This is a genomic window from Christiangramia sp. 3-2217-3z (assembly GCF_051195275.1).
In the GTDB taxonomy this organism is placed as follows: domain Bacteria; phylum Bacteroidota; class Bacteroidia; order Flavobacteriales; family Flavobacteriaceae; genus Christiangramia; species Christiangramia marina.
In genome coordinates, this window is record NZ_JBNJLI010000002.1 from 65,198 (window position 1) to 90,652 (window position 25,455).

Genomic DNA, 25,455 nt, shown 5'->3' on the forward strand with positions numbered 1-25,455 from the left:
ATCCATGACAAAGAAGATTTTTACACTTTTCGCATTTTTTTTCATTTTCAGTATAGCTGCCAAAGCACAGGACCTTCCACTGGGAGATTCTAAGAAATACACCATTGGAGAAATAAAAGTTACCGGAACCACCACCTACAACGAAAAAACAGTCCTTACCTATACCGGTCTTAAATCTGGCCAGGAGCTTTATATCCCAGGTGAGAAGCTTAGAAATGTTATCAATAAACTCTGGTCGTTAGATCTATTTAGTGACATCAATTTTTATATCACCAACGTTGAGGGTAATGTAGCAGATCTTGAACTGGAGATCAAAGAAGTTCCTGTTTTAAACCAAACTACATTTACCGGTTTAAAGAAAAAGAGTGACCGCGACGAGCTTATAGATGAGAATAGCCTTAAACCTGGCACAAAGGTTACTGAAAACCTTATCACTACAACCAGAAATTATATTCAGAATAAATATAAGAAAGAAGGTTACTTCAATACAGATGTTTATATACAGACCAAGCCTGTTGAAGATACTACCGGAGCAAATAAGGTAAATATGCTGGTTAACGTGAATAAAGGAGATCGCGTTAAGATCAAAAGCATCGACTTTAATGGCAACGAACAGCTATCAGACGCGAAGCTGAAGAGGAACATGAAGAATACCAAGCAAAAGAACATAATCAGGTTCTGGAAGCGTAGCAAGTTTGTTCGTGCAGATTACCAGGAAGATAAAACTGCGCTAATCAACAAATACAAAGAAGAAGGTTTTCGTGATGCTCGTATAGTTTCAGATACTCTTATTAAGAATGATAAGGAAACCATTAGCCTGAAACTGGACATCGAAGAAGGAAATCGTTATTACGTTGGGAATATCGACTATCTAGGAAACGCTGCTTATACAGACGAGCAGTTAGGAAAAGCTTTAGGTGTTGAAAAGGGAGATATTTACAACGGAGTCCTTATCGATGAAAGAATCCAGAGTAGAGAACCTAATAAAACATCGATCGCCAACATTTATCAAAACAATGGGTATCTTTTTTCCAATATCGATCTTGTAGAAACGAATGTTTACAATGATACGATCGATTTTGAAGTAAGGATCCTTGAAGGTAAAGAGGCCTTTTTTGATGAGATTAGAGTAACTGGAAATAACAAGACCAAGGATCATGTGATCTATCGTGAGATGAGAACCAAGCCGGGACAGAAATACAGTCAGCAGGCCGTGGTTTCTACCATTCGTGAATTAGGTGCACTTGGATTCTTTGATGCAGAACAATTAAATCCTGAATTTGTGGATCCAGATCCTCGAGAAGGAACTTTAAGCCTGGAATACCAGGTTGTGGAGTCAGGAGCCAGCCAGATCGAACTACAAGGTGGTTACGGTGGTGGTGGATTCATTGGAACACTGGGACTATCCTTTAATAACTTTAGCATACAAGGCCTATTTGACAAGGATGCATATGATCCAATTCCAATGGGTGATGGTCAAACCTTATCTCTTAGAGCACAGGCCAGTACTTTCTACCAGACCTACAGCTTATCTTTCAGAGAGCCTTGGCTAGGTGGCGAAGAACCGGTTAGTTTATCCACATCTTTTAGTTATACAAGACAGTTCCTGTTCGATTATGTTGAAAGAGAAGCAGATAAAACAAGGAGTTTTGATATTCTTGGAGTGAGCATAGGTCTTGGAAAAAGACTTAGAGAACCAGACCAGTACGCTACGATCTCAAACGTGGTTGGTTTCCAGAGATATGACCTTAATAACTACAATACAGGACTCTTTACTTTTGGTGATGGTCACTCAAATAACCTTTATTACCAGTTGGGAATTGTAAGAGACAACACCGCTTTTAACCCTATTTTCCCAACTCAGGGTTCTAAATTTGATTTTAGCGCGAAGTTCACTCCTCCATACTCTCTATGGAATGGTGTAGACTACGGAAACCTGGAAAATGATCCCGAGTACCAGTTAAGAGATGATAATGGTAACCTGATCGATAATAATGGAAACAGAGTAACTTCAGAAAATTCTGTTGCAGACCAAGAGAAAGTTGATCAGAAAAAATACAACTGGCTTGAATTTTACAAAATTAAACTGGCAGGAAGCTGGTATGAGACTTTAGCCAACTTTGGTCCAAGTAGTGATCTTGTCCTACGTACACATGCTGAATTTGGATTCCTTGGAGCCTACAACAGCGAAAGAGGTATTCCTCCATTCGAGCGTTACTATTTAGGCGGTGACGGTCTTGGAGCATTCAGCCTTGATGGTAGAGAAACTATACAGTTAAGAGGTTATCCAAACCAGTCTGTTGTGCCTATTGATAGAGGCATTAATGACAGAGATGACGGAGCGGTGATCTACAACAAATTTTCACTTGAACTTAGATTCCCTATCACATTGAAACCAGCGGCTTCTATCTACGCATTATCGTTTCTTGAAGCAGGTGCGACTTACGATAACTTCAGAGATTACAACCCATTCCAGTTAAACAGATCTGCTGGTGTTGGACTAAGAGTATTTATGCCAACATTTGGATTACTTGGAATTGACTTTGGTTATGGTTTCGACGAGATCGTAGGTGGTCAGCCAGGACCTAATGGATGGGAAACACACTTTATCATAGGACAACAATTTTAAATTGGCACGATATTTTCTATATTCGATCTGAATGAAAAAAAGAATAAACTTCATATTGGTATTTCTAGTGATCGGTCTTAGCACAGCGACGGCTCAAAAGACGATTAGATTAGGGTACATCGATATGGAATATATTCTTGAAAATGTTCCGGAATACCAGGAAGCTTCCAAGCAACTGGAAAGCCGTGTTCAGGAATGGAAAGCGGAAGCCGAAACTAAAATGCGCGCTGTGGAAGCGATGCGGTCCAAACTGGATAATGAAAAAGCTCTTTTAACAAGAGAACTTATCGAGGAGCGTGAATCTGAAATTTCTTACATGGAACAACAGGTACTGGAATATCAGCAAAAACGATTCGGGCACAATGGTGATTATATGATTCAGAAGAAACAATTGGTACGACCAATTCAGGATCAGGTTTTCACGGCGGTTCAGCAAATTGCTGAAAACAGAAATTTTGATTTTATTTTCGACCGGACTTCAGACGTTGGAATGATCTATGCAGATAAGCAGTACGATGTAAGCGAAACGGTATTAAGAACAATTAAACGTACCGCCAATCGCGAGCAGTTAGAGGGCCGTGAGGAAGTAGAAGAATTTGAACGCGAAGAAAACAGAACGGTAGAACAAGATGCTGAAGTTACCGAACGGGAAGAACTGGTAAAAGAACGCCAGACTGAACGCGAAGCATTGATCGAAGCCAGAAAAAAGGAAAGGGATTCCTTGAAGGCTGCGAGACAACAAGAATTTGAAGAAAGACGTGCAAGGATTTTAGCTGAGAGAGAACGTAAAAGGGACTCTTTGTTGAAAGCACGCGAAACTAAGAATGATACTATAAACTAAATTTAAACTTTAATTTTTAACGACGATTACAATGAAACAATTCAGAACACTTTTTATAGCTTTAGCTTTAATGATGGGCGCTACTGCTTTTACAAACGCACAGTCTAAAGTTGCTCATATCGCTACTCAGGATTTGGTACAGTCACTTCCGGAATACAAGAGTGCAATGGATCAACTTCAGAAACTTGAGAAGACTTACGATGCTGAGATCAAGGATATGTTATCTGAAGCTCAAAGCACAATGCAGCGTTACGAAGCTGAAGCTAACACAAAATCTGATGAAGAAAATCAGAAAAGAGGAGCTGAAATTCAGGCTGCTCAAAGAAGAATCCAGGAACACAGCACTAAGGCTAGACAGGATCTTCAGAAAAAAGAAACTGATCTTCTAAGACCAGTTCTTGAGAAAGTTCGTACGAGCATTCAAAAAGTAGCCAGAGCAAAAGGATACGATTACGTATTAGACTCTACTACAGGAACAGGAGTTCTTTTAGCTGATGGTTATGATCTAACTCCAGATGTGAAAAAAGATTTAGGACTGTAATTCAATTACATTTCCATAAAATGTTTAAACTGCGTACACTTAGTACGCAGTTTTTTATTTTTAAGACCTTATGAACAAGTCTCAGCCAATTGGCATTTTTGATTCCGGCGTAGGAGGAACTTCCATATGGAAAGAAATACATGAACTTCTTCCCAACGAACATACCATCTATTTATCTGATAGTAAGAATGCACCTTATGGCTTAAAAACCCAGGAAGAGATCATAGCACTTTCTATCAAAAATACTGAAAAGCTTCTGGAGCTCAATTGCAAGCTTATCGTCATCGCCTGTAATACTGCTACTACAAATGCTATTAAAGTACTTAGAAGTTCTTATAAAATCCCTTTTATAGGTATAGAGCCTGCTATTAAACCAGCTGCTTTAAAAAGTACTAATAAGGCTATAGGTATACTGGCTACCAGAGGAACTTTATCAAGTGAACTCTTTGCCCAGACCAGCGAATTATATACTAAGGATATACAGGTGGTAGAAGTAGAAGGTAACGGACTCGTAGAACTCATCGAAGCAGGAAAAACGAATTCTCCTGAGATGATTGGCTTGCTCCAGCACTTACTCAAACCAATGCTAGATGCCAGAATAGATTACCTGGTACTTGGCTGCAGTCATTATCCATATCTAATTCCCGTTCTTCAGGAGATATTGCCAGACACGGTGAAGATCATTGATTCTGGAGAGGCAGTGGCTAAACAAACGAAGATCATCCTTGCAGAAAGGGACCTGCTTAATGATAATCCTGAAGCCATTAGCAATTCATTTTTTTCAAATGCTAATCCTGATGTCCTCTCTTCTATTATTTCTTCGGAAGAGCAAAATTACAAGGTTGAAACTTTAGATTTTTAATTGTTGATCGCGGGACATTTACAATCATAACGCTGGCGGCTTTTTCCGAAGTTATAGCCTAATGTGATCTGATGGAATCCAGTATTGCTTAGCACAAGGGAATTTAGCTGGTAACTGAAGGTGTAGCCAAAAACGAACTTGTTGTAATCTATTCCAACAAACGGAGTAATGTAGCGCAATTGCTGATTTGCAACCGCTTCACCTTCCCCGGTAACCTCAACACTTTCAAAACTGTTTCGATAAGAAACACCGCCCCAAAGTCTGCTATTATCAAGTTGATAATAGGCCTTGATATTGGCATCTATCGCCATTTCTTCGGTAGCTTCTCTGGCCTGGAATAATATGGAAGGCTCGTAACTCCAGTCACTGTTACGGTCAAAGCTAAAAACGTAGCCTGCAGAGAAAAGATATTTCCTCATATTACTTGGTACAGCATCTGAATAGAACAGATCTCTTTTTACTGATAATACGTTCTTTGCGGCAAGATGAAAATAAAGATCATTCACATAGTAAGATGCTCCAATATCTATATTACCAAAAATATCTGACTGATTATTCCCCACCAAAGGATCAAACCTTGTAAAACCACTCGTATCAAGTCTATGCTGAATTAATCCAGCACTAATACCAAATGACAATTGGTTAAGATCGACCGTACTTCGGGAAAACATAAGATGATAAGCAAAAGTAGCGTAAGCACCCAGTTTTGAATAATTCCCGTTTTCATCTCTGAACATGATACCTCCAAGTCCTATTTTATCGGTAGCTCGAATATTTAGAGCTGCGGTCTGTAAGTTAGGAGCATCCTGCACGTCGAACCATTGCGTTCTTCCGGTTATACGAAGTTGATCGTAGTTAGAAGCACCAGCCATACTGGGATGGATAAGATAAAGATTGTCGGTTAGATAATCTGAATAGGTAGGGATCACTTCCTGCGCGTTCAATGCTGGAGAATTCCACAGCGCAAACGAAGCAAAAGTGCATAAAATCAATTGATAAGAGAACCGTGAAAGGCCTCTTTTAAGATATCCCCAATTCACCATAAAGGCTGTAAATATATGTATAACGTAGTTTTTCTTTAGTATTTTTGCCAAAAATTTTGAGATGAAAGATTTTAATATCAACATAGTCCCTACAACCACGACTTCAATTGTAAAATTTGAAGCTAACAGGTTTCTGACACGTCATGAAAATTTCGAATTTAAGAATATAGACGAAGCTAAGCGTTCACCGCTTGCCCAGCAATTATTCTATCTGCCATTTGTTAAAACGGTTTATATCGCACAAAATTTCATCGCTATTGAGAAATACGATATCGTGGAATGGAGCGACGTACAACAGGAAGTTGCAGAACAAATCGAAGAATACCTTAACAAAGGTGGCGAAGTGATCAAGGAAGAAAAGACCACCACCGGTAAAGTACCAGTGACAGTCTATGCTGAAAGCACACCAAACCCGGCGGTAATGAAATTTGTAGCGAACAAAAAACTTGTTTTGAAGTCGGTTGAATTCAAGAACATCGATGATGCGAAGAATGCACCATTGGTTCAGAAGTTATTTCATTTCCCTTTTGTCAAAGAGGTCTTTATTGATGAGAACTATGTTTCAGTTCAAAAATATGAGGTTGCTGAATGGGAAGAGATCACCATGGAACTTCGTGAATTCATTAGAAATTATATCGAGCAAGGAAATGAAGTGCTGACCGCCGAGACTATTCAAACTCAGGAAACTGAAAAGGTGCAGGAGGAAAATGATGATGCAGCCTATAAGGAACTGGACGATACAAGCCAGCAGATCATTGCTATTCTGGATGAGTATATCAAACCTGCAGTGGCCAGTGATGGAGGGAATATTCTTTTTGATAGTTACAATGAAGAAACCAAGACCGTAAAAGTAATCTTACAGGGTGCGTGTAGTGGATGTCCTTCTTCTACGATGACCTTGAAAAGCGGAATCGAAACGATGCTTCGTGATATGCTTCGTGATAAAGTACAATATGTTGAGGCTATTAATGGCTAATCACTTTGATACTACTGCACTATAACAATAAAAATCCCTTCAAATTGAAGGGATTTCTTATTTAGTAATTGGTCTTTCTTGCTTCCCGGTAGAACTCCTGAAAGAGTTGTAGCAGATTCATAGTAGAACCAATCAGATCCTTCGTTTCAAGTAAGATTCCGAAGTAAAGCTTCGTATTCCGGGGACTCGATTCAGATGTTCTAATTCTTTCTATTTGTTTCTGAATTAGATCACTAACATAGTCCAGCAACTCCTGTTTCTCATTCAGCAGGCTATCGATTTTATTGAACTCGTTGTTGTTGAAGGTCAGCATTAGCTCATCAAAAAGGACCTGTAAGCGATCGTCCACCTTTTTAAGATCCCGAATCTGATTAAACTTCAGGTTCTTATGGTTGTTATGTACATGGTTATAACTATTCCTGGCAATAAAACTAATCGACTGCACCATATCCTGAAGGTAATCCAGGGTTAGGATATAAAACTTACTGGCCTCTACAGAATTCTCGTCAAGGGATTTAATAAAATAAAAAATATTGTCTTTGAGCTCATCAACTTCAACCTCCAGCTTTTCAATACGCTTGTAATTCTTCTTCAGTTTACTTAGATCATAATAACCCAGATGATCGACACTTTTAGAATACACCTTGTCTATACCTGCAATTACTTTGGAAATATTTTCTGAAGTTTCCGCAGTGATCTCATTGATCGTAATAATATCGCTCTTATTGAATTTCTTTTGATCCTTCTCTTTCTTCATCTCTTTAGAATGAAGAATACTACTTCTTACGACCACCACCAATGCTGCTATAATTAGAACAACCAGGGCTATGGTTCCGCCGGAAAAAAGGATAGACGCGAAAATTGCAGCGGCTGTAAATGCTACGATCGCGGTTACGAACCACCCACCAATTACATTTAGCACACCTGCAACGCGATATACGGCACTTTCGCGGTCCCAGGCTCTATCTGCAAGTGAAGTACCCATTGCGACCATAAAAGTCACATAGGTAGTTGAAAGTGGCAACTTCATATTAGTTCCAATAGAAATAAGCACACTGGCTACGACTAGGTTTACGGAAGCCCGAACCATATCAAATGCCGGTGCGTCTACCCTCCTACTTTGCTTGTGAGAGTTAGGTTTACTGAATTTATTATCGATACTACTCTTTAATCCATCGGGTAAAACTGAACTTACAGCCCCGCCAATGATCACAGAATATCGTACGATTCCTCTTGAAAGCCAGTTTGGTTCAAATCTTTCTACGGAATCGCCCTGTCTGGAAAGATTGATCCCAGTATCGACCACTGTTTGTGCTTTACTAGAAAACCAGAGAGTGATTACCATAACTGCTCCGGCACAAACTAACAAAAGTTCTGGAGTATTGACTTTACCAGAAAGACCGGTCATCAAAAATTCTGATGGCAATGCTCCGGTTGCACTGTAAGCGGACTGCCATAGATCGAAAGATTGCCAGGCGGCAATGGGAACCCCAATGAAATTAACAAGATCGTTGCCTGCAAATGCCAGTGCCAGCGCAAAGGTTCCAATAATAATGATGATCCTTAGGATATTCAGCTTTAGCACACTCATTAGAAACTGTGAGATTAGCGTAAATGCTATAAATCCTATTAACACAATAAACCATGTGTTGTCGTTTATATAAGTAAGTGTTTCCGGAGAGATAAAAGAAACACTTTTCAAACCTTTAATTACTATAAAGTAGAGTATGGAAGTAAGTGAGAAACCACCAAAAGCGGCGCCTGCATATTTTATTTTTTTCTCGAATTGGAATGAAAATATAAGTCGGGATATGTATTGGACAAAAGCTCCAACTATAAATGCAATGACCACGGCGAGCAAGATCCCAATAATGATCTCGGTTGCTTTTGATGAATTAATATAATTCTGCAGTAAACCAAGATCTCCATTATCCTGCGTATATATCTTGATGACTGCCATACACACGGCAGCACCAAGAAGTTCGAATACAATGGATACAGTTGTGGAAGTAGGTAATCCAAGTGAATTAAAAAAGTCCAGCAATAACACATCGGTGATCATTACGGCCATGAAGATGATCATAATCTCTTCAAAGTAGAATTCTCCCGGCATGAAAATCCCTTTTCGAGCAACCTCCATGAGTCCGCTGGAAAATATGGCACCCACGGCGACTCCAACACTGGCTATGATCATGATCGTTCGCATAGAGACCGCTTTGGATCCTATAGCTGAATTCAAGAAGTTCACGGCATCGTTACTAACCCCAACTACAAGATCTGTAATAGCAAGGGCGAATAGCGCCACAAGCATCACAATGTAAATGTCTTCCATATGTTAGATCTGTTTTCAATCTGCAAAACTGTTATAATTTAACTGAATTACAGGGGTGTTAAAGTTATTAAAAGATTAATAATATCCGGCAGCTCCCGCCACAATCGCCTTAATTTTAGCTTCCTGTACATCAAACCCATCAAATTAGAGCTATGAAAAAACCTGATCATACCAACCAGCTTATCAATGAAAGCAGTCCTTATCTTCTACAGCATGCGCACAATCCGGTAGATTGGCGTCCCTGGAATGATAAATCCCTGGATGAAGCAAAGGAGAAGAATCAACTACTGCTAATTAGTGTAGGATATTCTGCCTGTCACTGGTGCCATGTAATGGAGCATGAGAGTTTTGAAGATGCTGAAGTAGCTGCAATTATGAATACCAACTACATTTCTGTAAAGGTAGATCGCGAGGAAAGACCAGATGTAGACCAGGTATATATGAATGCGGTACAGGCAATGACCGGGATGGGAGGCTGGCCAATGAATGTCGTAGCCTTGCCTGATGGAAGACCGGTTTGGGGAGGCACCTATTTTCAAAAGGATCAATGGAAATCTGCACTTACCCAAATTGCGCATTTATATGAAAATCAACCAGAAAAACTCCTGGAATATGCTGAAAAACTGGAAGAAGGACTTTCTCAAATGCAGATCATTGAGATTCCGGAAAATAAAAAGAAGTTAGAGAAGTTTCTATTTGATGGGATCATCTCAAAATGGAAATCTGTTTTAGACCATAAAAATGGCGGGTATAACAGGAGTCCGAAGTTTATGATGCCCTCCAATTATGACTTTCTTTTAAGGTTCGCCCACCAGGAAAAAGACACAGAACTTTTAAATTATGTACAACATACATTTGATAAAATATCGTGGGGAGGAGTTTATGACCCTATCGATGGAGGTTTTTCAAGATATTCGGTGGATGAAAAATGGCATGTCCCGCATTTTGAGAAAATGCTTTATGATAATGCGCAATTAGTAAGTTCGTATGCGAATTTGTATAAACTCACCAGGAATAAATGGTATGCCGATGTAGTTGAGAAGACGCTGGAATTCGTGGAAACTGATCTTCAGCACCAATCAGGAGCTTTTTACTCGGCACTCGATGCTGACAGCAAGAATGGTCAGGAACATTCTGAAGAAGGTGCATATTATGTCTGGACAAAGGATGAGTTGATGGAAATTCTGGAAGATGATTACGAACTGTTTTCTAAAGTATATTGTATTGATGCCTTCGGAAGATGGGAAAAAGATCATTATGTGCTCATTCGAACTCAGAGCCTTGAGCAGCTTTCAGCTAATTTAAATTTATCAAAGGAAGAATTAAGCGCTAAATTGAGAGCACTTCATGAAAAATTAGGGTCTGAAAGATCTAAACGGGCAAAACCCGGACTTGACGACAAATCCATCACTTCCTGGAATGCAATGATGATCAGCGGATATTGCCATGCTTTCCAGGCGCTGCAAAATGAAAATTATCTTGTAAAAGCAGAAGCGGCAATCAATTTTATTTTGAAGAATTTAATTCAGCCGGACGGCAGACTTTTTCATACATATAAAAACGGAAAAGGCAGTATCAATGCTTATCTCGAAGACTATGCTTTTGTGATTCAGGCTTTACTGGATCTGTATGAAAGCAGTTTCAAAAAATACTACCTGAAAAAAGCTCAAGAATTACTTGAAATTGTGGAACATGATTTTAAGGATGAGAAGACCGGGCTGTTTTACTTTACTTCATCCAAGGACCGGGCGTTAATCAATAGAATAATTGATGTACAGGATAATGTGATTCCTGCAGCCAACTCAGTAATGGCACATAATTATTATAAGCTTGGTAAACTCACAGGTAATACTAAGCTTGTTGACAGGTCCGAAAAAATGTTGCAGGCAGTGCTTCCGGGTATTAACGATTATGCACAATCCTACTCGAACTGGTTGCTTTTATTACTTAATTTCACACATCCCTTCTACGAGGTGGCCATCACCGGAGACAATTCAGTAGAACTTGCAAAAGGATTCCAGGAACAGTATTTACCTCACAAAGTATTGGCAGCCTCTAAAACCGAATCTGATTTCGGAATTTTAAAGGATCGGCTTAAGTCTGGCGATTCATTGATCTATATTTGCGAACATGGAAATTGTCAGCTTCCAGTGCATAATCTAAGTGAGGCATTGGTGCAGATGAATTAATTTTAACATAAAATAAACAGGATATAGTCTCAATTTTTTTAGAATAGGGGCTTGAACTTAAATTAGATAAACAGGAATGGACAAGTTGAACAACTACGGCGAAATCGCTAAAGAATACGCTAACAAATTTATCGATTACCTCCCTACGCTAATCGGTGCGATCGTGCTGCTGCTTGTAGGACTTTGGGTAATAAAACTCATTGTAAAATATTTAAAGAAACTATTCGACAAGAAGGACTACGATCCAACACTGGAAAAGTTTACTGTCAACGCTGCCAGCTGGGGTCTTAAGATAATGCTTTTTGTACTTGTCATCACACAACTTGGCGTGGAGAGTGCATCGCTTGTAGCGGCAATTGGTGCTGCTGGTCTTGCTATTGGTCTTGCATTGCAGGGATCGCTATCCAATCTTGCCGGTGGAGTGCTTATAATCGTTCTAAAACCATTCAAGGTTGGAGATTGGATCGAGGCTCAGGGAGTTTCTGGTAGTGTTGTAGAGATTTCTTTATTTTACACGAAACTTGATACGTTCGGAAACCAGAGAGTAGTAATTCCTAATGGTGAACTAAGCAATGATAATATAACAAATTACAGTTTCAACAAAACGCGTAAGGAGAATCTAAGCTTCGGGATTTCTTATGATGATGATATCAAGAAAGCGAAGGAAGTACTTACCAATATGGTAATGGAACAGGAGAAAATCCTGAAGGATCCTGCACCGCAGATCATAGTTTCAGAACTTGGAGACAGTTCGGTAAACTTCTCTGTTCGATATTTTGCTGAATTGCCAGACTTCTGGGACCTGCACTGGTATATGATCGAGGAAGGTAAGATTAGACTTGAGGAAGCTGGAATGACCATTCCTTATCCACAAAGAGATGTTTACCTGTATGATCAAACTAAAATGAGAGGAACTGAAAGAGAGAAAAGATCGGCAGAATAATTCTTAACCAATCATAAAGTCTTTGAGATAATAGGGCTCAAAATAAGCGACATCTTCGGTGTCGCTTATTTTGTACTTTACCTCAGCGATCTCCGCCATTTCTGAAGCCGAAGGAAATCTTTGTTCGTGAAAAACGGCATTTTCAGAAGAGATGATCTCCCTGAATTTTGCCACTCCATTTCCAATAAAATGTACTTTAGATTTTTTAAGATATTCCGCAAACGAGCTTTCATCTAAAATTTCAGCATTCGTATCACGAACCTGGTTTAGATCTTCAGAAAAAACAGCAGCGTAGACTTCCATCCTTCTGGCATCCAGCATAGCGATCTTCATTCCAGTTTCATTCTTTAATTGATGCACGAGCAGATCCAGCGTAGGAACCGAGATCATTGGTATATTAAGAGAAAAACATAATCCCTTGGCAGCAGAAACTCCAATTCTTAAACCTGTATAAGAACCTGGTCCTTTGCTTATTGCAATTGCGTCCAGATCCTGAAGGGTCTTCCCTGCATCTTGCAATACATCCTGAATGAACAGGTGTAGCTTTTCAGCATGTGAATAACCTTTGGTATTATCTTCTTTAAGACTGATTAGTTTTCCATCAAGAGAAAGACCAACTGAGCAGTTGGTCGTTGCAGTTTCAAGACATAATATAGTTGCCAAATCTTAGAATTTATTCCGCCTCTTCTTCTTCCGTTTTTTCTTTTTTCACCTCGATATCATCTCCGGTATTAAGACTTTTAGTAACGGTGTTGTAAGGGCCAGTGATTACTACATCACCTTCTTTCAGGCCATCTGTGATCTCAATCTGAGAATCATCCTGAATTCCGGTTTGCACCACGCGAAGTTTAGCTTTTTGTCCGTCTTTTACAAATACACATTCAAATTTTTCAGTTCCTTCAGTAGCAGGAGCGGTTCCGTATGTCTTTTTGGTCGCTGTAGTATCAGATTTAATTACGATTGAGCTAATTGGAACTCCAATTACTTTCATTCTCTTATTCGTAATAATATCCACTGTAGCAGTCATTCCTGGTCTGAATGGAGAGTAACTCTCCGGTTTCCCTTCCATTAGATCCATGTAAGATTCCTTTAGAATACGAACTTTCACTTTGAAGTTAGTTACCTGATCTGTGGTTAGTGTATTATCTGCAGTATTGGAAATTTCAGTAACGATACCTTTAAAATCCTTGCCTAAGTATGCATCTACTTCCACGATCGTAGAATCTCCCACCGCAACTTTTACGATATCATTTTCATTCACATCAACCTCAACTTCCATATTGTCAAGATTGGCTACCCGAAGAATTTCGGTTCCGGCCATTTGCTGAGTACCAACAACTCTTTCTCCAAGCTCAGCATCCAGTTTTGAGATCGTACCGCTCATTGGAGCATAAATATTGGTACGTCCAAGATTATCGGTCGCTTCAGTTACCGTAGCTGCGCTACTTTGCATGCTGTAGTAAGCAGATTCTTTATTAGCTTCTGCCATCTCATAATTAGAAACGATCCCGTCCCATTCAGCTTTTGAGATCACGCCTTTATCGAACAAAGTTTTGTTACGGTTATAATCTGCTTCAGCTTGTTTCAAACTAGCCTTTGTCTGTGCAAAATTAGCCTGAGAATTAGAATAACTTGCTCTGGCTCTCTGTACGCTAGATTGGTATATATCAGGATTTACTTTTACCAGAAGGTCACCTTTTTCCACTAATTGACCTTCAACTATTGGTAATTCAATGATCTCTCCAGAAACTTCAGAAGAAAGTTTCACCTCAACCTCCGGCTGAATTTTACCTGTTGCCGATACGGTTTCGATAATATCTACCGGTTCAATTTCAGTGATCTCCACTTCTTTGATGTTGACGGAACTACCGAACCAACCAGCTTTTTTACCTATAACTAGTGCAACGATTAAAACGATGATGATCCCAAGGATGATGAAAAGCTTCTTCTTATTCATTATTTACAGTTTTAAATCCCTAACCGGAATTCCAAAATAAAGTTCTACAACTTTTAATTTAAAAATATAATCGTATTTAGCTCTTAGAGCCTCTCTTTGTGTATTCTCAAAACGGATCTTCGCCTGGCTAAAATCGAACGCGTTGGTAAGACCAACATCGTAGCGCTCTGTAGCATACTCAAATGCTTTCTCCTGTGCTTCGGAAGCTACCAAAGCAGCTTCATAGGCTTCAAAAGCTCCTTTAGCATCTGTATAAGCCTGGTAAACATTCGCTTCCAGATCAAGTTCAGCCTGCTCCAACTGGAATTCAGCTCTTTTCACATTGATCTGATTTCTTTTTACGGCATTTCTGGTAGCAAAGCCATTTAAGAATGGAACGCTTAACTGGAAACCATAACTAATCCCATCATTTCTATATAACTGATCAAAAAATGGCAACGGACTTCCTATCGTTGGTATCGTATTAGGAGCAACCACAATCTGTTCTGTATCCTGCACCAAACCAATCTGCCTTGTAGGTTCGGTTGGATCCAGCACTGCTCCAGTGATTCTTCCCTGTCCGGTTTCCCTGGTATTATAGTTAAAGAAAGCTCCTAAAGTTGGCAGGTAAGCTCCTTTAGCCAATGCAACATCCTGCTCTGCAAGATCTCTGTTAGCTTCCGCAATTTTTAATTCTGAACGTTCTTCTTTCGCTTTCTCGATCACATCGTAAACAGAGTTCGCAAGAATCTCATTTCCGAAGACCGCGTAATCACGATCTACAATATCAAAATTTTGATAGTCTCTAATCCCTAAAGTTTGTGCTAACCCAATAAGCGATATTTGTATTTGGTTTTCAGCAAGAATGATTCGTTGCTTCTCGTCTGCCATGGTAGCTTTAATCTCCAGAAGGTCACCCTGAGGCAATACTCCTGCTTCAACCAGATCCTGAGTTCGTGTTAATTGTTCTTTGGTAACTTCATTCTGAGCCTGTAGAACATCAAGATTTTGTTTGCTAAACAATACCTGCAAGTAGGCATCTGCAACGAACAAGGCGATATCATCCTCCATTTTATCCAGCGAATACTGGCTGGCTAATCTCGAGATCTTAGCTCTTTGTAATTGTTTGAAATTTCGAAGTCCGTCAAAAATTGTAAGACCTGCAGTCAAGTTAGCAGAGAAGTTTCTCACTGTTTGATTCTGAAGGATTCCCGTGGTAACATTCTGAGTAAGACCCGTATTCCATGCATTGGTAGCCTGGCCGTTGATACTTGGAATAAAATTACCCAGTGCATCCAATTTCTCGATTTCGGAAAGTTCAAGATCAAGTTCAGATTGTTTAACCTGAATATTATTTTGCAATGCGTACTCCACACATTCTTCCAGTGTCCACTCTTTCTGCTGCGCATTCATCATTCCGCAGAAAAGAAAAAGGGTAACAAGTAAACTATAATTCTTCATAATATAATTCTGTATGATATGTCTGTAAAAGGTACAGGTTGTTACACCTAAAAATTAAATTCTAGTTTTGAGCAATATTTGCAGGAGCTTTAAGCTGATTCCAAACCTTGATCTTATCGCCCATTTTAAGACCTTCAGTCACCTCTACATTAATTCCGTCGCTTACTCCAAGTTCAATTTCCCTCCGTTCAAATTCCTGGTCACCGGTCATGATCTCCACATATGGCTTCTTGGTCTCATCATCAAATTGCACAAGCGCTTCCTTGATCGCAAGTACGTTTCTGGCTTTGGCAAGAATAATGGATGCATTCGCACTAAGCCCCGCTCTAATAAATGTGGTATCTGCTTTGTTCAGAGTCCCTTTAATCTCAAACTGTATCGCACCATTCTCCTCTACTCCTTTTGGAGCAATATAATCAAGCACAGCATCGAATGATTTATTTTCAATTGCACCAACGGTTACTTCAAGCGGAAGATCTTCCTTGATCTTTCCAACTTCACTCTCATCAACTTTCCCTTCAAAGATCATTTCGTTCACATCGGCAAGCGTTGCGATCGTAGTCCCATCGTTAAAATTGTTACTTTCAATCACCTGGTTTCCAGTCTTCACAGGAACATCCAGCACCATTCCCTCTACCGTAGAACGAATTAGTGTATTTGCAGCACTTCCAATTCCGCTGGTAGTCCCGGTTCTTACGATCTCGTAATTCTGTTGTGCTGAACGATAGTTTTGCTCACTTCTCTGGTAAGAAACTTCCGCAGCATCATAATCATTGGCAGAGATCACGCCTTTATCATAAAGCTCTTTCTGTCTTTGATAAACTTTCTTTTCATTATCAAGGTTGATACGGGCAGTTGCCACATTATCTTTCGCGCTTTGCAGTGATGATACATTCGGTATAACGCGAATTTTAGCAATTAGATCGCCTTGTTTAATCTTATCACCAGCCTCGATATATATTTCATCGATGATTCCTGAAATATTTGGCTTGATAAGCACTTCCTCCTTCGGAACAATTTTTCCGGTCGCTACAGTTTTCTTGATAATCGTTTGTTCTGAAGGTTCCTCGGTTTGATAGACAACTGGATCTTCTTCACTTTTTTGATAGAGATAATAAAGTGCCCCAACGAAGGTCACTGCTATTAAAACTAAAATTCCGATGGTTACAAATTTTTTCATTTCTTGATTGTGTTTCTATTTACTAACTATTCAGTACGCAGAGCATCCACAGGTTTTACTTTAATGGCGTGCTGTGCAGGTATAAGGCCGGCCAGAAGACCGGAGATTATTAAAATACTAAGGGCCACGATTACCACTCCCAGATCTACGGAAGGGTTTAAGAACATCATTTCTGAAGTATCCATCTGGTCCAGTTGAAAATTGACCAGCCAGATCACCCCTGTAGCGAGAATAATCCCACTCATTCCTGAAATGATGGTAAGAAAGATGGACTCCATCAGGATCTGCCCTCTAATAGACCAAGGCGTTGCTCCCAGAGCACGTCTTACTCCAATTTCATTGGTACGCTCTTTAACTACAATGAGCATAATATTGCTAATCCCGATAATTCCCGAAAGTAAGACAAGTACTCCTACGAAATAGGCCACTGCTTTAAGAGCTACAAAAAGTCCGTTTACTTTAGAAAATTCCTCATAAAGGTCAAAATTACCTACCGCACGATCATCTTCCGGATGTATTTTATGGCGTTCCTTGACCAGGTCGATAATATCTCCCTTAAGCGCAGTAATACTATTATTATCCTTCGCGGTGATGGCCATCCAGCCTACTTTGTTCCCACGATTAAAAGCCTGGGAAAAAGCTGTGAATGGAACAAATATCTCCTTCTGACCTTCCTCGGCATCACCACCCCGACTTTTCTTTTTGTAAGTTCCAATCACCATGAAGTTCACTCCGCTAATCTTGATATAAGTTCCTAGCGGATCTTCTCCCTTATCATAAAGAGCAGCCTGCACACCGGTTCCTATAACAGCAACCTTCCTTTTCTGATCAATATCTGAATGATTCACGAACCTTCCGGAGATAATATCCATGGGTTCCTGCTGAATAATTTCTGGATAATCTCCGTACACATTGAATGCACCGGTATTTAAGCCACGTACCACGTTATTATCACCACCAAAACCACCAAGCTGATTTCTAGGTGAAACAAACCTTAGGTCTGGCACTTCCCGCTCGATAGCCGCAACGTCTTCTACTTCAAAACTGTAGAACCTTCCCTTCGGCATTCCTTTATAAGGTCTTGAAGCTACTTGTGTCCACATAAACATGGTGTTGGTTGCTATACCACCAAAACCCTGTTTTACTCCATTTTCCAATCCTTTTCCCGCAGCTAGCAGGATGACAAGTATAAATATTCCCCATAAAACTCCAAAAGCAGTCATCAGGGTTCTAAACCAATTCGAGGTTAGCGCTTCTATAATTTCATTCCAACGATCTCTACTAAACATACTATTCGTCTCTTAGTGCTACAATTGGTTTGATCCTGGCTGCTCTCCAGGCCGGGAAGAATCCCGCCAGTGCTCCTGCTATTACCAGAATAAACACCGTATTTATCGCTACCGTAAAATTCACGGTTGGGTTATAAATATACTGGGTTTCGATCATTGGTCCCACAAACTCCAGTAGTGCGAGACTAAATATGAGTCCGAGGAAACCGGCAATGGCGGTTACAAAAATCGATTCATGAAGCACCATTCCAATAATTGAAAGTGGCTGAGCTCCTAATGCTTTCCTAACACCGATTTCACGGGTTCGTTCTTTCACGATAATAAGCATGATATTACTCACCCCAACAACTCCCGCGATAATGGTACAAACACCAACACCCCAGAAGAATAATTTTATCATATCCATTAAGGTGAAAAAGCGTTTCGCATTTTCCAGTGAGTTATTTACGTAGATGGCACTATTATCATCTGGTGCAACAGTATGACGCTCCTTTAAGAACTGGTCCAGTTCTGCAGTAAATTGTGTAGAGGCAGCTACCGACTTGTCAAAATCATCTTCAGGTTTGAGCGTAAGATACATTCTGGCTATATCGTTTCCACCACCAAAAGCTTTCTGAGCAGTAGTAATAGGAATTATAGCGCGGGATTCTTCACGTTCTCCCCCGGGATCGGTATAAACTCCAACAATTTTAAAGTTCACTCCAGAAACCTGCACGTATTTACCAATAGGATCTTCATCCTTAAAAAGGTCTAGCTTGATTCGCTGACCTATGACCATATTCTTTTCTGAATTATCAAGGTCTGGTATATTGATAAATCGACCTGTAGTTAGAGTGTTATTTTCCAGAACCTGGTAACTGGGAAAACTTCCGTAGACCTGGTAGGAACCAGATTCTTTCCCGTAGGTGAGCACCTGTCCCCATTGCTGATATAACGAGGCGCTTTTATCAAGTTTATCGCCGTAAAGTCTTAGGATCTGGTCGTAGTCTTCATTTTTGAACTGAATGCGCCTTCCCGGGTTTAATCCTTTATATTCTTTAGAGGTCATCCCTGGATATACCAACATCAAATTTGCTGCATCCTGCTCAAATTCCCGGGCAATCCCATTTCTCATTCCTTCACCAATTCCAAGCAGGATCACCAGGATAAATATTCCTGATGCTACTGAAAGTCCGGTTAAGAATGTGCGTAATTTATTTTTTCGGATGGTTTCGAAGATCTCATCCCAACGATCCAGATCAAACATTTTCTGAAGCTCTTATTTGTGAAACCAGGGTATCTTCAATGATCAAACCGTCTCTTAGATTGACGATCCTTTTTGTCATCTGGGCGATATCATTTTCATGAGTTACCACCAGTATGGTTCTTCCTTCATCATTGATCTGCTGAATGAGATCCATCACTTCATAAGAAGTTTTCGTATCAAGTGCACCTGTTGGCTCATCTGCCAGCAAGACTTTTGGATCACTCGCCAGGGCTCTCGCTATGGCCACACGTTGCTTCTGCCCTCCTGAAAGTTCATTAGGTAAATGGCCAGCCCATTTAGCCAGGCCTACCTTCTCCAGGTAACTCATCGCTTTGTCCATACGTTCACCGCGAGGCAAACCCTGGTAATAAAGCGGAAGTGCTACGTTATCCAATGCAGATTTATAGCTTATTAAATTGAAAGACTGGAAGATGAAACCCAGAAATTTATTCCGATACTTAGCTGCTTGTTTCTCGCTAAGTCCCTTTATAGGCACTCCATCGAGAATGTAGGAACCTTCATCGGCTTCATCCAGCATTCCCAGAATATTAAGTAGTGTGGATTTTCCGGAACCTGAAGAGCCCATAATGGAAACGAGTTCGCCTTCAGCAACCTCGAAATTAATCCCTTTGAGCACGTGCAATGAATTCGCACCCATTTTATAGGATTTGTGAAGATTGGTAATATTGATCATGATTGATGGTTATTAAACAGAAGAACCTGTCTTCTACTTAATAAGACTATCAAAAAAATGAAATGTTACAATAATGTTAGGGAAAGTGTAATTCTTAAACTTGAGTTTACATTTAGTGAGAATCTAAACTTCTTCTTTTTCTCTTCTCTTCCAGGTGCGATAAATGAAGTAACCAATCCCACCAATTAGTAAATATGGAAATATCATAAGATAGAGAATACCATCATTAATACCCTTTGCGGTACTTTGATCACCTTCACTTTCAAGCACTGCTCTACACATGGAGCATTGAGCTTCAGCAGTTTCAGGAATTAAAAGAAATGCTGCAAATAGAATGCTTATAATAAGTAGTTTCTTCATCTTCAGTCTCTTGATTTCACCAAATTATAAATTTCCGAAGAGAATTAATAATACGGCATCATAAATAAAAATACCAGTACACCCGTAACGGCTACGTATAACCAGATTGGGAATGTCCATCTTGCTATCTTCGAGTGCTTGTCATATTCTCCACTCAAGCCTCTATACATAGTGAATAAAACCAGTGGTACAATGATTCCCGATAGTATGATATGGGAAACAAGAATAAAGAAATAAACATACCGCAAAACTCCTTCTCCTCCGTAAGGCACCGGTTCATTACTGATCTTTGAAAGAACATAGCTCACCAGGAAAACTACAGAAAGACCAAATGCAGCGATCATAGTATTTCTGTGTGCTAAAAACTTATCTGCCTTCATAAAGAAATATCCAACTACCAGTAAAATTGCGGTTAGGAAGTTCAGCACGCCATGAAAGAGCGGGAATGTCATCGAATCGGCTCCAAAGATGTTGTAACGCTCTGGTAATAACATAAGAACTACAACAATGGCAGGAACGGCGATAGATAGTCCTATAATAACAGGAACGGCGATCTTATCTGAAGTGTTCAGGGAAGTTTTCAAAGTAAGTTATTTATATCTTCAATTAATATTTCGATCTGCGGTTCTTCCTGATCACCAGTAACCGATTTATTTCGTTCTACAGAACCACGATAATAGATGATTGGATTGCCAAAATCATCGGTTCTTGATCTGATATAACCTTCCTGATCTACTAGGGCGAACCAGCCCTGATGAGCAAATCCTCCAGCCACAGATGCATCTTCGCCCGCATAAATACCAAAACCCTTATTAGCTACCTGGTAGATCTTTTCACGGTCACCTGTAAGCAAATTCCAGTCTGGATCTGTGATCCCATACTTATCGGCATACTCTGTGAGCACCTCTGGTGTATCATGCTCGGGATCTATGGAAAATGAAGCGATCCCAAAATTGGAAGCATCTTCAAACTCATTCTGAATCTCGACCAGATTCTTATTCATGATCGGGCAAATGGTAGGACAGGTTGTAAAAAAGAATTCTGCCACATATACTTTACCAGCGTAATCTTTATTGGTGATCGTATCGCCATCCTGATTCACAAAACTAAATTGAGGTGCCTTTTTTCGCTCTCCGTCAATTTCAAGGTATACCAATGGGACATCGGTCTTAGTACGTTTTTTATCAGTTGTTTTATTCAGGCGATCTGCTTTAACGATCTCATTATCACTAATTCTATCTATGATCTTCGGAATAAAAATAATCCCGAAAACCAGGATGATCAGTGAAATTCCTATATATGAGTAATTCTTCATTAGATCTTATCGTTTCGATTGTTACGCTTTAAAGCTAGACGATATTCAGCAAGAATAACCTTTACATCATCATTCATCTTGTTATTGAGCTCTGCTACATCCCGCGAATCATACCCATAAAGTTCACCGTGCTCTTCATCGTCATCACGGCCACGAAGATTACGATCTTTATCTACAATATAAACGTAAGGCGTGTATTGATCCTGATCGAGTTTATGCGGACTGGCAAAACTTTCAAAGACTGTTTCTATCTCTTCGGAAGTTGCATAAGCTATTTTCCATTTTGAAGATTCGCTGATCTTTTTAAATTCTTCGATGAAGTTGCCAGTATCTTCTTTAGTTTCCGAAGGAAGGATTAATACGAATTGAAAATCGTCGAAGTCGTAATATTTTTCAAGAATCTTTTTATCGAGATTGAAGGTATTGCCTTTGATCTTTTCGAGATCTGATCCAAAGAAGGCGACCACTGTGATATGCTCATCGAAACTGAGCACACTATCGGTATTGGTTTCCATTCCAGAGATATCTGTTACATTTTCTGTAAGAACAGGTAACCTGGCGAAGTTGTTCTTGCCAGAAGCAAAGAACAAATATGCGGTAATTGGAAGGGCGAATAAGATACCGAGAACTAGAAACTTCTTCATAGCAATGAGATGCTTTACAGACGGGTACAAAAATAAAAAGACGGTTTTATAAAACCGCCTTTTCCAATGCTTTTAACTTTTGTTAGAAGTCCCAGGCTACATGCCCGCTCTTATATACTTCGTAGATATATCCACCTTCAGTAAGAAGGATAAAAATAAGGTAAGATATAAGGAAAATAGACGTCCATACGATCGCTCTTCTCAGCCCTTTAGTTTCATGTTCGAGGTGCATAAAAGACCATGCGATATAATACGCTTTATAGATCGTAAGAATGATAAAAATCCAGTTAAGTAACCTCATTCCTAAAAACATAGTGTCTGTTAGAAAAGCAGGCTTAATAATTCCAAGAATTACTTCTGCGATTGTTACTACTGAAAGTATTGCGAAAACAAACCAGATCCTTTTAGTTGCAGATCCCTCATGTGTTGTATCGTGAGCCATAATAATTTATTTCAGAATTAAACCAGGTAAAAGAATGTAAATACAAATACCCAAACTAAGTCTACAAAGTGCCAGTAAAGACCAACTTTTTCAACCATCTCGTAACTTCCTCTTCGCTCGTAAGTTCCAATAACCACATTAAAGAAGATGATAATGTTGATAATGATCCCGGAAAGTACGTGAAAACCGTGAAAACCAGTAATGAAGAAGAAAAAGTCTGCAAATAATGGTGGTCCATACTCATTTTGAGTAAGGTTAGCACCTTCTACAGTCCCAACAGCTTCAGCATCCAGCTTAGCCAGAGACTCATCTCTGCTTAAGATGGTTTTCTCGTTATCTTCGGTAAATGTTTGTGTTCTAATTAGAAGATCTTCATTCGCTGCAAAACCAGCTTTGATCTCATCAAGTGAGTAGGTTGGTAGCTCAGCTCCAGAATCAAACCAGATCCCGTTGTTCGCTTCATGCTCTACTCTATCGCCTTCAATTGGAACTGCGATCTCAGATAATGCTACGCGATGACCTTCACCATCTACGAATTGAAGGATGTTACCTCCTTTGGTAGTTACAGCTCCGTATTCTCCACTAATAAAATTCTTCCACTCCCAGGCTTGAGATCCCACGAATATAATTCCACCAATAATGGTTAGAAACATATATAGCGTAACCTTAGCTTTCTTCATATGATGCCCAGCATCTACGGCAAGTACCATAGTTACCGAAGAAAATATCAAAATGAACGTCATCAACGCCACGTAATACATTGGAGCGTCTACTCCATGCAAGAACGGAAAGTGATTGAAAACCTCATCCGCAATTGGCCAGGAATCAATAAATTTAAAGCGTGAAAAACCATAAGCGGCAAGAAATCCTGAAAATGTTAAAGCATCAGATAGGATGAAGAACCACATCATCATCTTACCGTAACTTGCTTTTAGTGGATCATTACCACCACCCCAGGTTTTTCCTTCAGTGCCTGTTCTAACAACAGTAGCCTCCATAGAAGTGTTTTAATGTTAAAGGATGCGCAAAAATACGCAATTTTATTATTTAAAGAAATATAAAAAGATAATCAGGTAAATCCACAGAAAATCAACAAAGTGCCAGAAAGTTGCACCAAGCTCAAATCCAAGCATTTGACCTGCATTATAACGCTGTTTAAAATGGTTATAAATTAACACTAAAAGTACTATCAATCCTATCGCCAGGTGGGCTAAATGCGCCAGCACCAATACATAGATAAAAGATGTTGTGATCGTACTCTCACTACCGGTAAAATAATAACCGGATTGCACTATTTCTGAAAAGCTATAGAACTGGAAAACCACGAATAGAATTGCCAGAATAAGCGTTCCAATTAAGAAAGCCGAAGCATTCCTACGATTACAAGATTTTATCGCTTGTTTCGACAACCAGAGGGTGATACTACTTCCTACGATCACCAGTGTGCTCCAGAGGAATGAAACTGGAAGTTCAAAGTCGGTTAGCCAGTCTGGTCTGTTCTTACTCACTACATAAGCACTGGTCAAACCTGCAAAGGTCATTACCATACTTATGATCCCGAACCAAAGCATCATCTTCTTTGCACGGGCCTGTTTCATTTCGTCCGATCCCTGTGTTAAATCCATTGTCTAATAAATTTATCGAGTACATATACAATTTGCAGTAAGGTGATATAAGACACACTTGCAAACATTAATTTTTTTGCTGCTTCAGCCGTTTTCTCTTTGAAAAGCCTGATCGCATAATACATCATTCCAAGTCCCAGCAGTAGGATGATTACTCCAGAAACCGGTGTTAAATATAACTTACCGGTAACTCCAAAAACCGGAATTAATGAAACCATAATTGTCCAGCAGGTATATAATATAATCTGAACTGCTGTTCCACGATCACGTTTTCCAGTCGGAAGCATAAAGAATCCACCTTTCTTATAATCATCGAACAACCACCAACCAATTGCCCAGAAATGCGGGAACTGCCAGAAGAACTGTATCATAAACAAAGTACCTGGCTCTATACTGAAACTTCCTGATGCCGCCACCCAGCCTAACATAAACGGGATAGCTCCTGGAAATGCTCCAACAAATACCGCCAAAGGCGTTTTTGTTTTCAATGGTGTATAAAGACTCACATACATGAAGATGCTTATCGCACCGAACATTGCGGTCTTTGGATTGATCACATATAAAACGATCAATCCCAGAACAGTAAAAATACTTGCGATCGTGAATGCTGTGGTCACAGACATTCTTCCTGCTGGCAGCGGACGGTTTTTCGTACGGTCCATAAGGCTGTCCAGGTTTCTTTCAATGATCTGGTTATAAGCATTACTTGCTCCCACCATGAGATAACCACCAATGGCAAGCAAAGTAACAGTCACAAAATCTATGGAATCGGCACCTAAAAAATAACCCGCCACAGAGGAGAAAACCACACTAATGGCCAGCCTCATCTTAGTAATTTCCTTAAAATCTGAGAGTATGGAAGCGTTGGGATTATGTACGCGAGTATTGCTCAAAAAAGCTTTTTTTT

General features: G+C 39.7%; 24 protein-coding genes. 7 read left to right on the top strand and 17 right to left on the bottom strand.

What is annotated here, in order from left to right:
- Positions 1-4: 4 nt before the first annotated feature.
- The 4 genes from ACSHZO_RS03650 (at position 5) to murI (ending at position 4,873) form a co-directional block, all read left to right on the top strand.
- On the top strand, positions 5-2,629 hold the full coding sequence (locus ACSHZO_RS03650; protein WP_295177912.1) for a BamA/OMP85 family outer membrane protein: 2,625 nt from the start codon (positions 5-7) through the stop codon (positions 2,627-2,629).
- A gap of 31 nt (positions 2,630-2,660) precedes the next feature.
- Positions 2,661-3,470 carry an OmpH family outer membrane protein gene (locus tag ACSHZO_RS03655; protein ID WP_298246166.1) on the top strand — a complete coding sequence of 270 codons (810 nt, stop codon included), beginning with the start codon at positions 2,661-2,663 and terminating at the stop codon, positions 3,468-3,470.
- A 31-nt stretch (positions 3,471-3,501) separates the two neighbouring features.
- Positions 3,502-4,011 carry an OmpH family outer membrane protein gene (locus tag ACSHZO_RS03660; protein WP_298246165.1) on the top strand — a complete coding sequence of 170 codons (510 nt, stop codon included), beginning with the start codon at positions 3,502-3,504 and terminating at the stop codon, positions 4,009-4,011.
- Positions 4,012-4,081: 70 nt separating this feature from the next.
- Positions 4,082-4,873 carry a glutamate racemase gene (murI, locus tag ACSHZO_RS03665; protein ID WP_298246164.1) on the top strand — a complete coding sequence of 264 codons (792 nt, stop codon included), beginning with the start codon at positions 4,082-4,084 and terminating at the stop codon, positions 4,871-4,873.
- On the opposite strand, the gene ACSHZO_RS03670 is transcribed toward murI, so the two are convergent.
- Entirely contained in the window at positions 4,870-5,967 is a 1,098-nt protein-coding gene (locus ACSHZO_RS03670; protein ID WP_298246163.1) for a PorP/SprF family type IX secretion system membrane protein, read from the bottom strand. The two genes, murI and ACSHZO_RS03670, sit on opposite strands and share 4 nt — an antisense overlap.
- 10 nt (positions 5,968-5,977) lie before the next feature.
- Between ACSHZO_RS03670 and ACSHZO_RS03675 the strand changes: the two genes are divergently transcribed.
- Positions 5,978-6,892 carry a NifU family protein gene (locus tag ACSHZO_RS03675; protein ID WP_295177903.1) on the top strand — a complete coding sequence of 305 codons (915 nt, stop codon included), beginning with the start codon at positions 5,978-5,980 and terminating at the stop codon, positions 6,890-6,892.
- A gap of 61 nt (positions 6,893-6,953) precedes the next feature.
- Here the strand turns inward: ACSHZO_RS03675 and ACSHZO_RS03680 are convergent, their stop codons facing one another.
- Complete coding sequence (locus ACSHZO_RS03680) at positions 6,954-9,224, bottom strand: inorganic phosphate transporter (RefSeq protein ID WP_298246162.1); 2,271 nt, start codon at positions 9,222-9,224, stop codon at positions 6,954-6,956.
- Positions 9,225-9,376: 152 nt separating this feature from the next.
- On the opposite strand from ACSHZO_RS03680, the gene ACSHZO_RS03685 reads away from it, so the two are divergent.
- Both ACSHZO_RS03685 and ACSHZO_RS03690 read left to right on the top strand, forming a co-directional pair.
- On the top strand, positions 9,377-11,413 hold the full coding sequence (locus tag ACSHZO_RS03685) for a thioredoxin domain-containing protein (protein WP_298246161.1): 2,037 nt from the start codon (positions 9,377-9,379) through the stop codon (positions 11,411-11,413).
- A 76-nt stretch (positions 11,414-11,489) separates the two neighbouring features.
- Entirely contained in the window at positions 11,490-12,356 is an 867-nt protein-coding gene (locus ACSHZO_RS03690) for a mechanosensitive ion channel family protein (RefSeq protein WP_295177897.1), read from the top strand.
- Positions 12,357-12,359: 3 nt separating this feature from the next.
- Here the strand turns inward: ACSHZO_RS03690 and tsaB are convergent, their stop codons facing one another.
- The 15 genes from tsaB to cyoE form a co-directional block, all read right to left on the bottom strand.
- Positions 12,360-13,019 carry a tRNA (adenosine(37)-N6)-threonylcarbamoyltransferase complex dimerization subunit type 1 TsaB gene (gene tsaB, locus ACSHZO_RS03695; protein ID WP_298246160.1) on the bottom strand — a complete coding sequence of 220 codons (660 nt, stop codon included), beginning with the start codon at positions 13,017-13,019 and terminating at the stop codon, positions 12,360-12,362.
- 10 nt (positions 13,020-13,029) lie between these two features.
- Positions 13,030-14,313, bottom strand: a complete 1,284-nt coding sequence (locus ACSHZO_RS03700) for an efflux RND transporter periplasmic adaptor subunit (RefSeq protein WP_298246159.1) — start codon at positions 14,311-14,313, stop codon at positions 13,030-13,032.
- Between the two features lie 3 nt (positions 14,314-14,316).
- Positions 14,317-15,753, bottom strand: a complete 1,437-nt coding sequence (locus ACSHZO_RS03705) for a TolC family protein (protein WP_298246158.1) — start codon at positions 15,751-15,753, stop codon at positions 14,317-14,319.
- Positions 15,754-15,814: 61 nt separating this feature from the next.
- Positions 15,815-16,933: an efflux RND transporter periplasmic adaptor subunit gene (locus ACSHZO_RS03710; protein WP_298246157.1), complete on the bottom strand. Its 1,119-nt coding sequence runs from the start codon at positions 16,931-16,933 to the stop codon at positions 15,815-15,817.
- A 26-nt stretch (positions 16,934-16,959) separates the two neighbouring features.
- A complete protein-coding gene (locus tag ACSHZO_RS03715; protein ID WP_298246156.1) occupies positions 16,960-18,222 on the bottom strand; it encodes an ABC transporter permease in 1,263 nt (420 codons plus the stop codon).
- A 1-nt stretch (position 18,223) separates the two neighbouring features.
- Positions 18,224-19,468 (bottom strand): ABC transporter permease, encoded by a 1,245-nt coding sequence (locus tag ACSHZO_RS03720; protein WP_298246155.1) that lies wholly within the window; start codon positions 19,466-19,468, stop codon positions 18,224-18,226.
- The gene (locus ACSHZO_RS03725) at positions 19,461-20,162 is read right to left on the bottom strand and encodes an ABC transporter ATP-binding protein (RefSeq protein ID WP_295180738.1); all 702 of its coding nucleotides are present in this window, start codon (positions 20,160-20,162) and stop codon (positions 19,461-19,463) included. Before ACSHZO_RS03725 ends, ACSHZO_RS03720 begins: the two co-directional genes overlap by 8 nt.
- Before the next feature lie 123 nt (positions 20,163-20,285).
- On the bottom strand, positions 20,286-20,522 hold the full coding sequence (locus ACSHZO_RS03730; RefSeq protein ID WP_298246154.1) for a hypothetical protein: 237 nt from the start codon (positions 20,520-20,522) through the stop codon (positions 20,286-20,288).
- A gap of 44 nt (positions 20,523-20,566) precedes the next feature.
- Positions 20,567-21,106, bottom strand: coding sequence for a DUF420 domain-containing protein (locus ACSHZO_RS03735; RefSeq protein WP_295180736.1), 540 nt, complete (start codon positions 21,104-21,106; stop codon positions 20,567-20,569).
- Entirely contained in the window at positions 21,103-21,837 is a 735-nt protein-coding gene (locus tag ACSHZO_RS03740) for an SCO family protein (protein ID WP_298246153.1), read from the bottom strand. Before ACSHZO_RS03740 ends, ACSHZO_RS03735 begins: the two co-directional genes overlap by 4 nt.
- Positions 21,837-22,481 carry a hypothetical protein gene (locus ACSHZO_RS03745; protein ID WP_298246152.1) on the bottom strand — a complete coding sequence of 215 codons (645 nt, stop codon included), beginning with the start codon at positions 22,479-22,481 and terminating at the stop codon, positions 21,837-21,839. Before ACSHZO_RS03745 ends, ACSHZO_RS03740 begins: the two co-directional genes overlap by 1 nt.
- A gap of 82 nt (positions 22,482-22,563) precedes the next feature.
- Positions 22,564-22,923 carry a cytochrome C oxidase subunit IV family protein gene (locus ACSHZO_RS03750; RefSeq protein WP_141878753.1) on the bottom strand — a complete coding sequence of 120 codons (360 nt, stop codon included), beginning with the start codon at positions 22,921-22,923 and terminating at the stop codon, positions 22,564-22,566.
- Between the two features lie 17 nt (positions 22,924-22,940).
- A complete protein-coding gene (locus ACSHZO_RS03755; protein ID WP_298246151.1) occupies positions 22,941-23,921 on the bottom strand; it encodes a cytochrome c oxidase subunit 3 in 981 nt (326 codons plus the stop codon).
- A 45-nt stretch (positions 23,922-23,966) separates the two neighbouring features.
- Entirely contained in the window at positions 23,967-24,548 is a 582-nt protein-coding gene (locus tag ACSHZO_RS03760; RefSeq protein WP_298246150.1) for a cytochrome c oxidase subunit 3, read from the bottom strand.
- Positions 24,539-25,441, bottom strand: a complete 903-nt coding sequence (gene cyoE / locus ACSHZO_RS03765) for a heme o synthase (protein ID WP_141878756.1) — start codon at positions 25,439-25,441, stop codon at positions 24,539-24,541. Before cyoE ends, ACSHZO_RS03760 begins: the two co-directional genes overlap by 10 nt.
- Positions 25,442-25,455 lie beyond the last annotated feature (14 nt).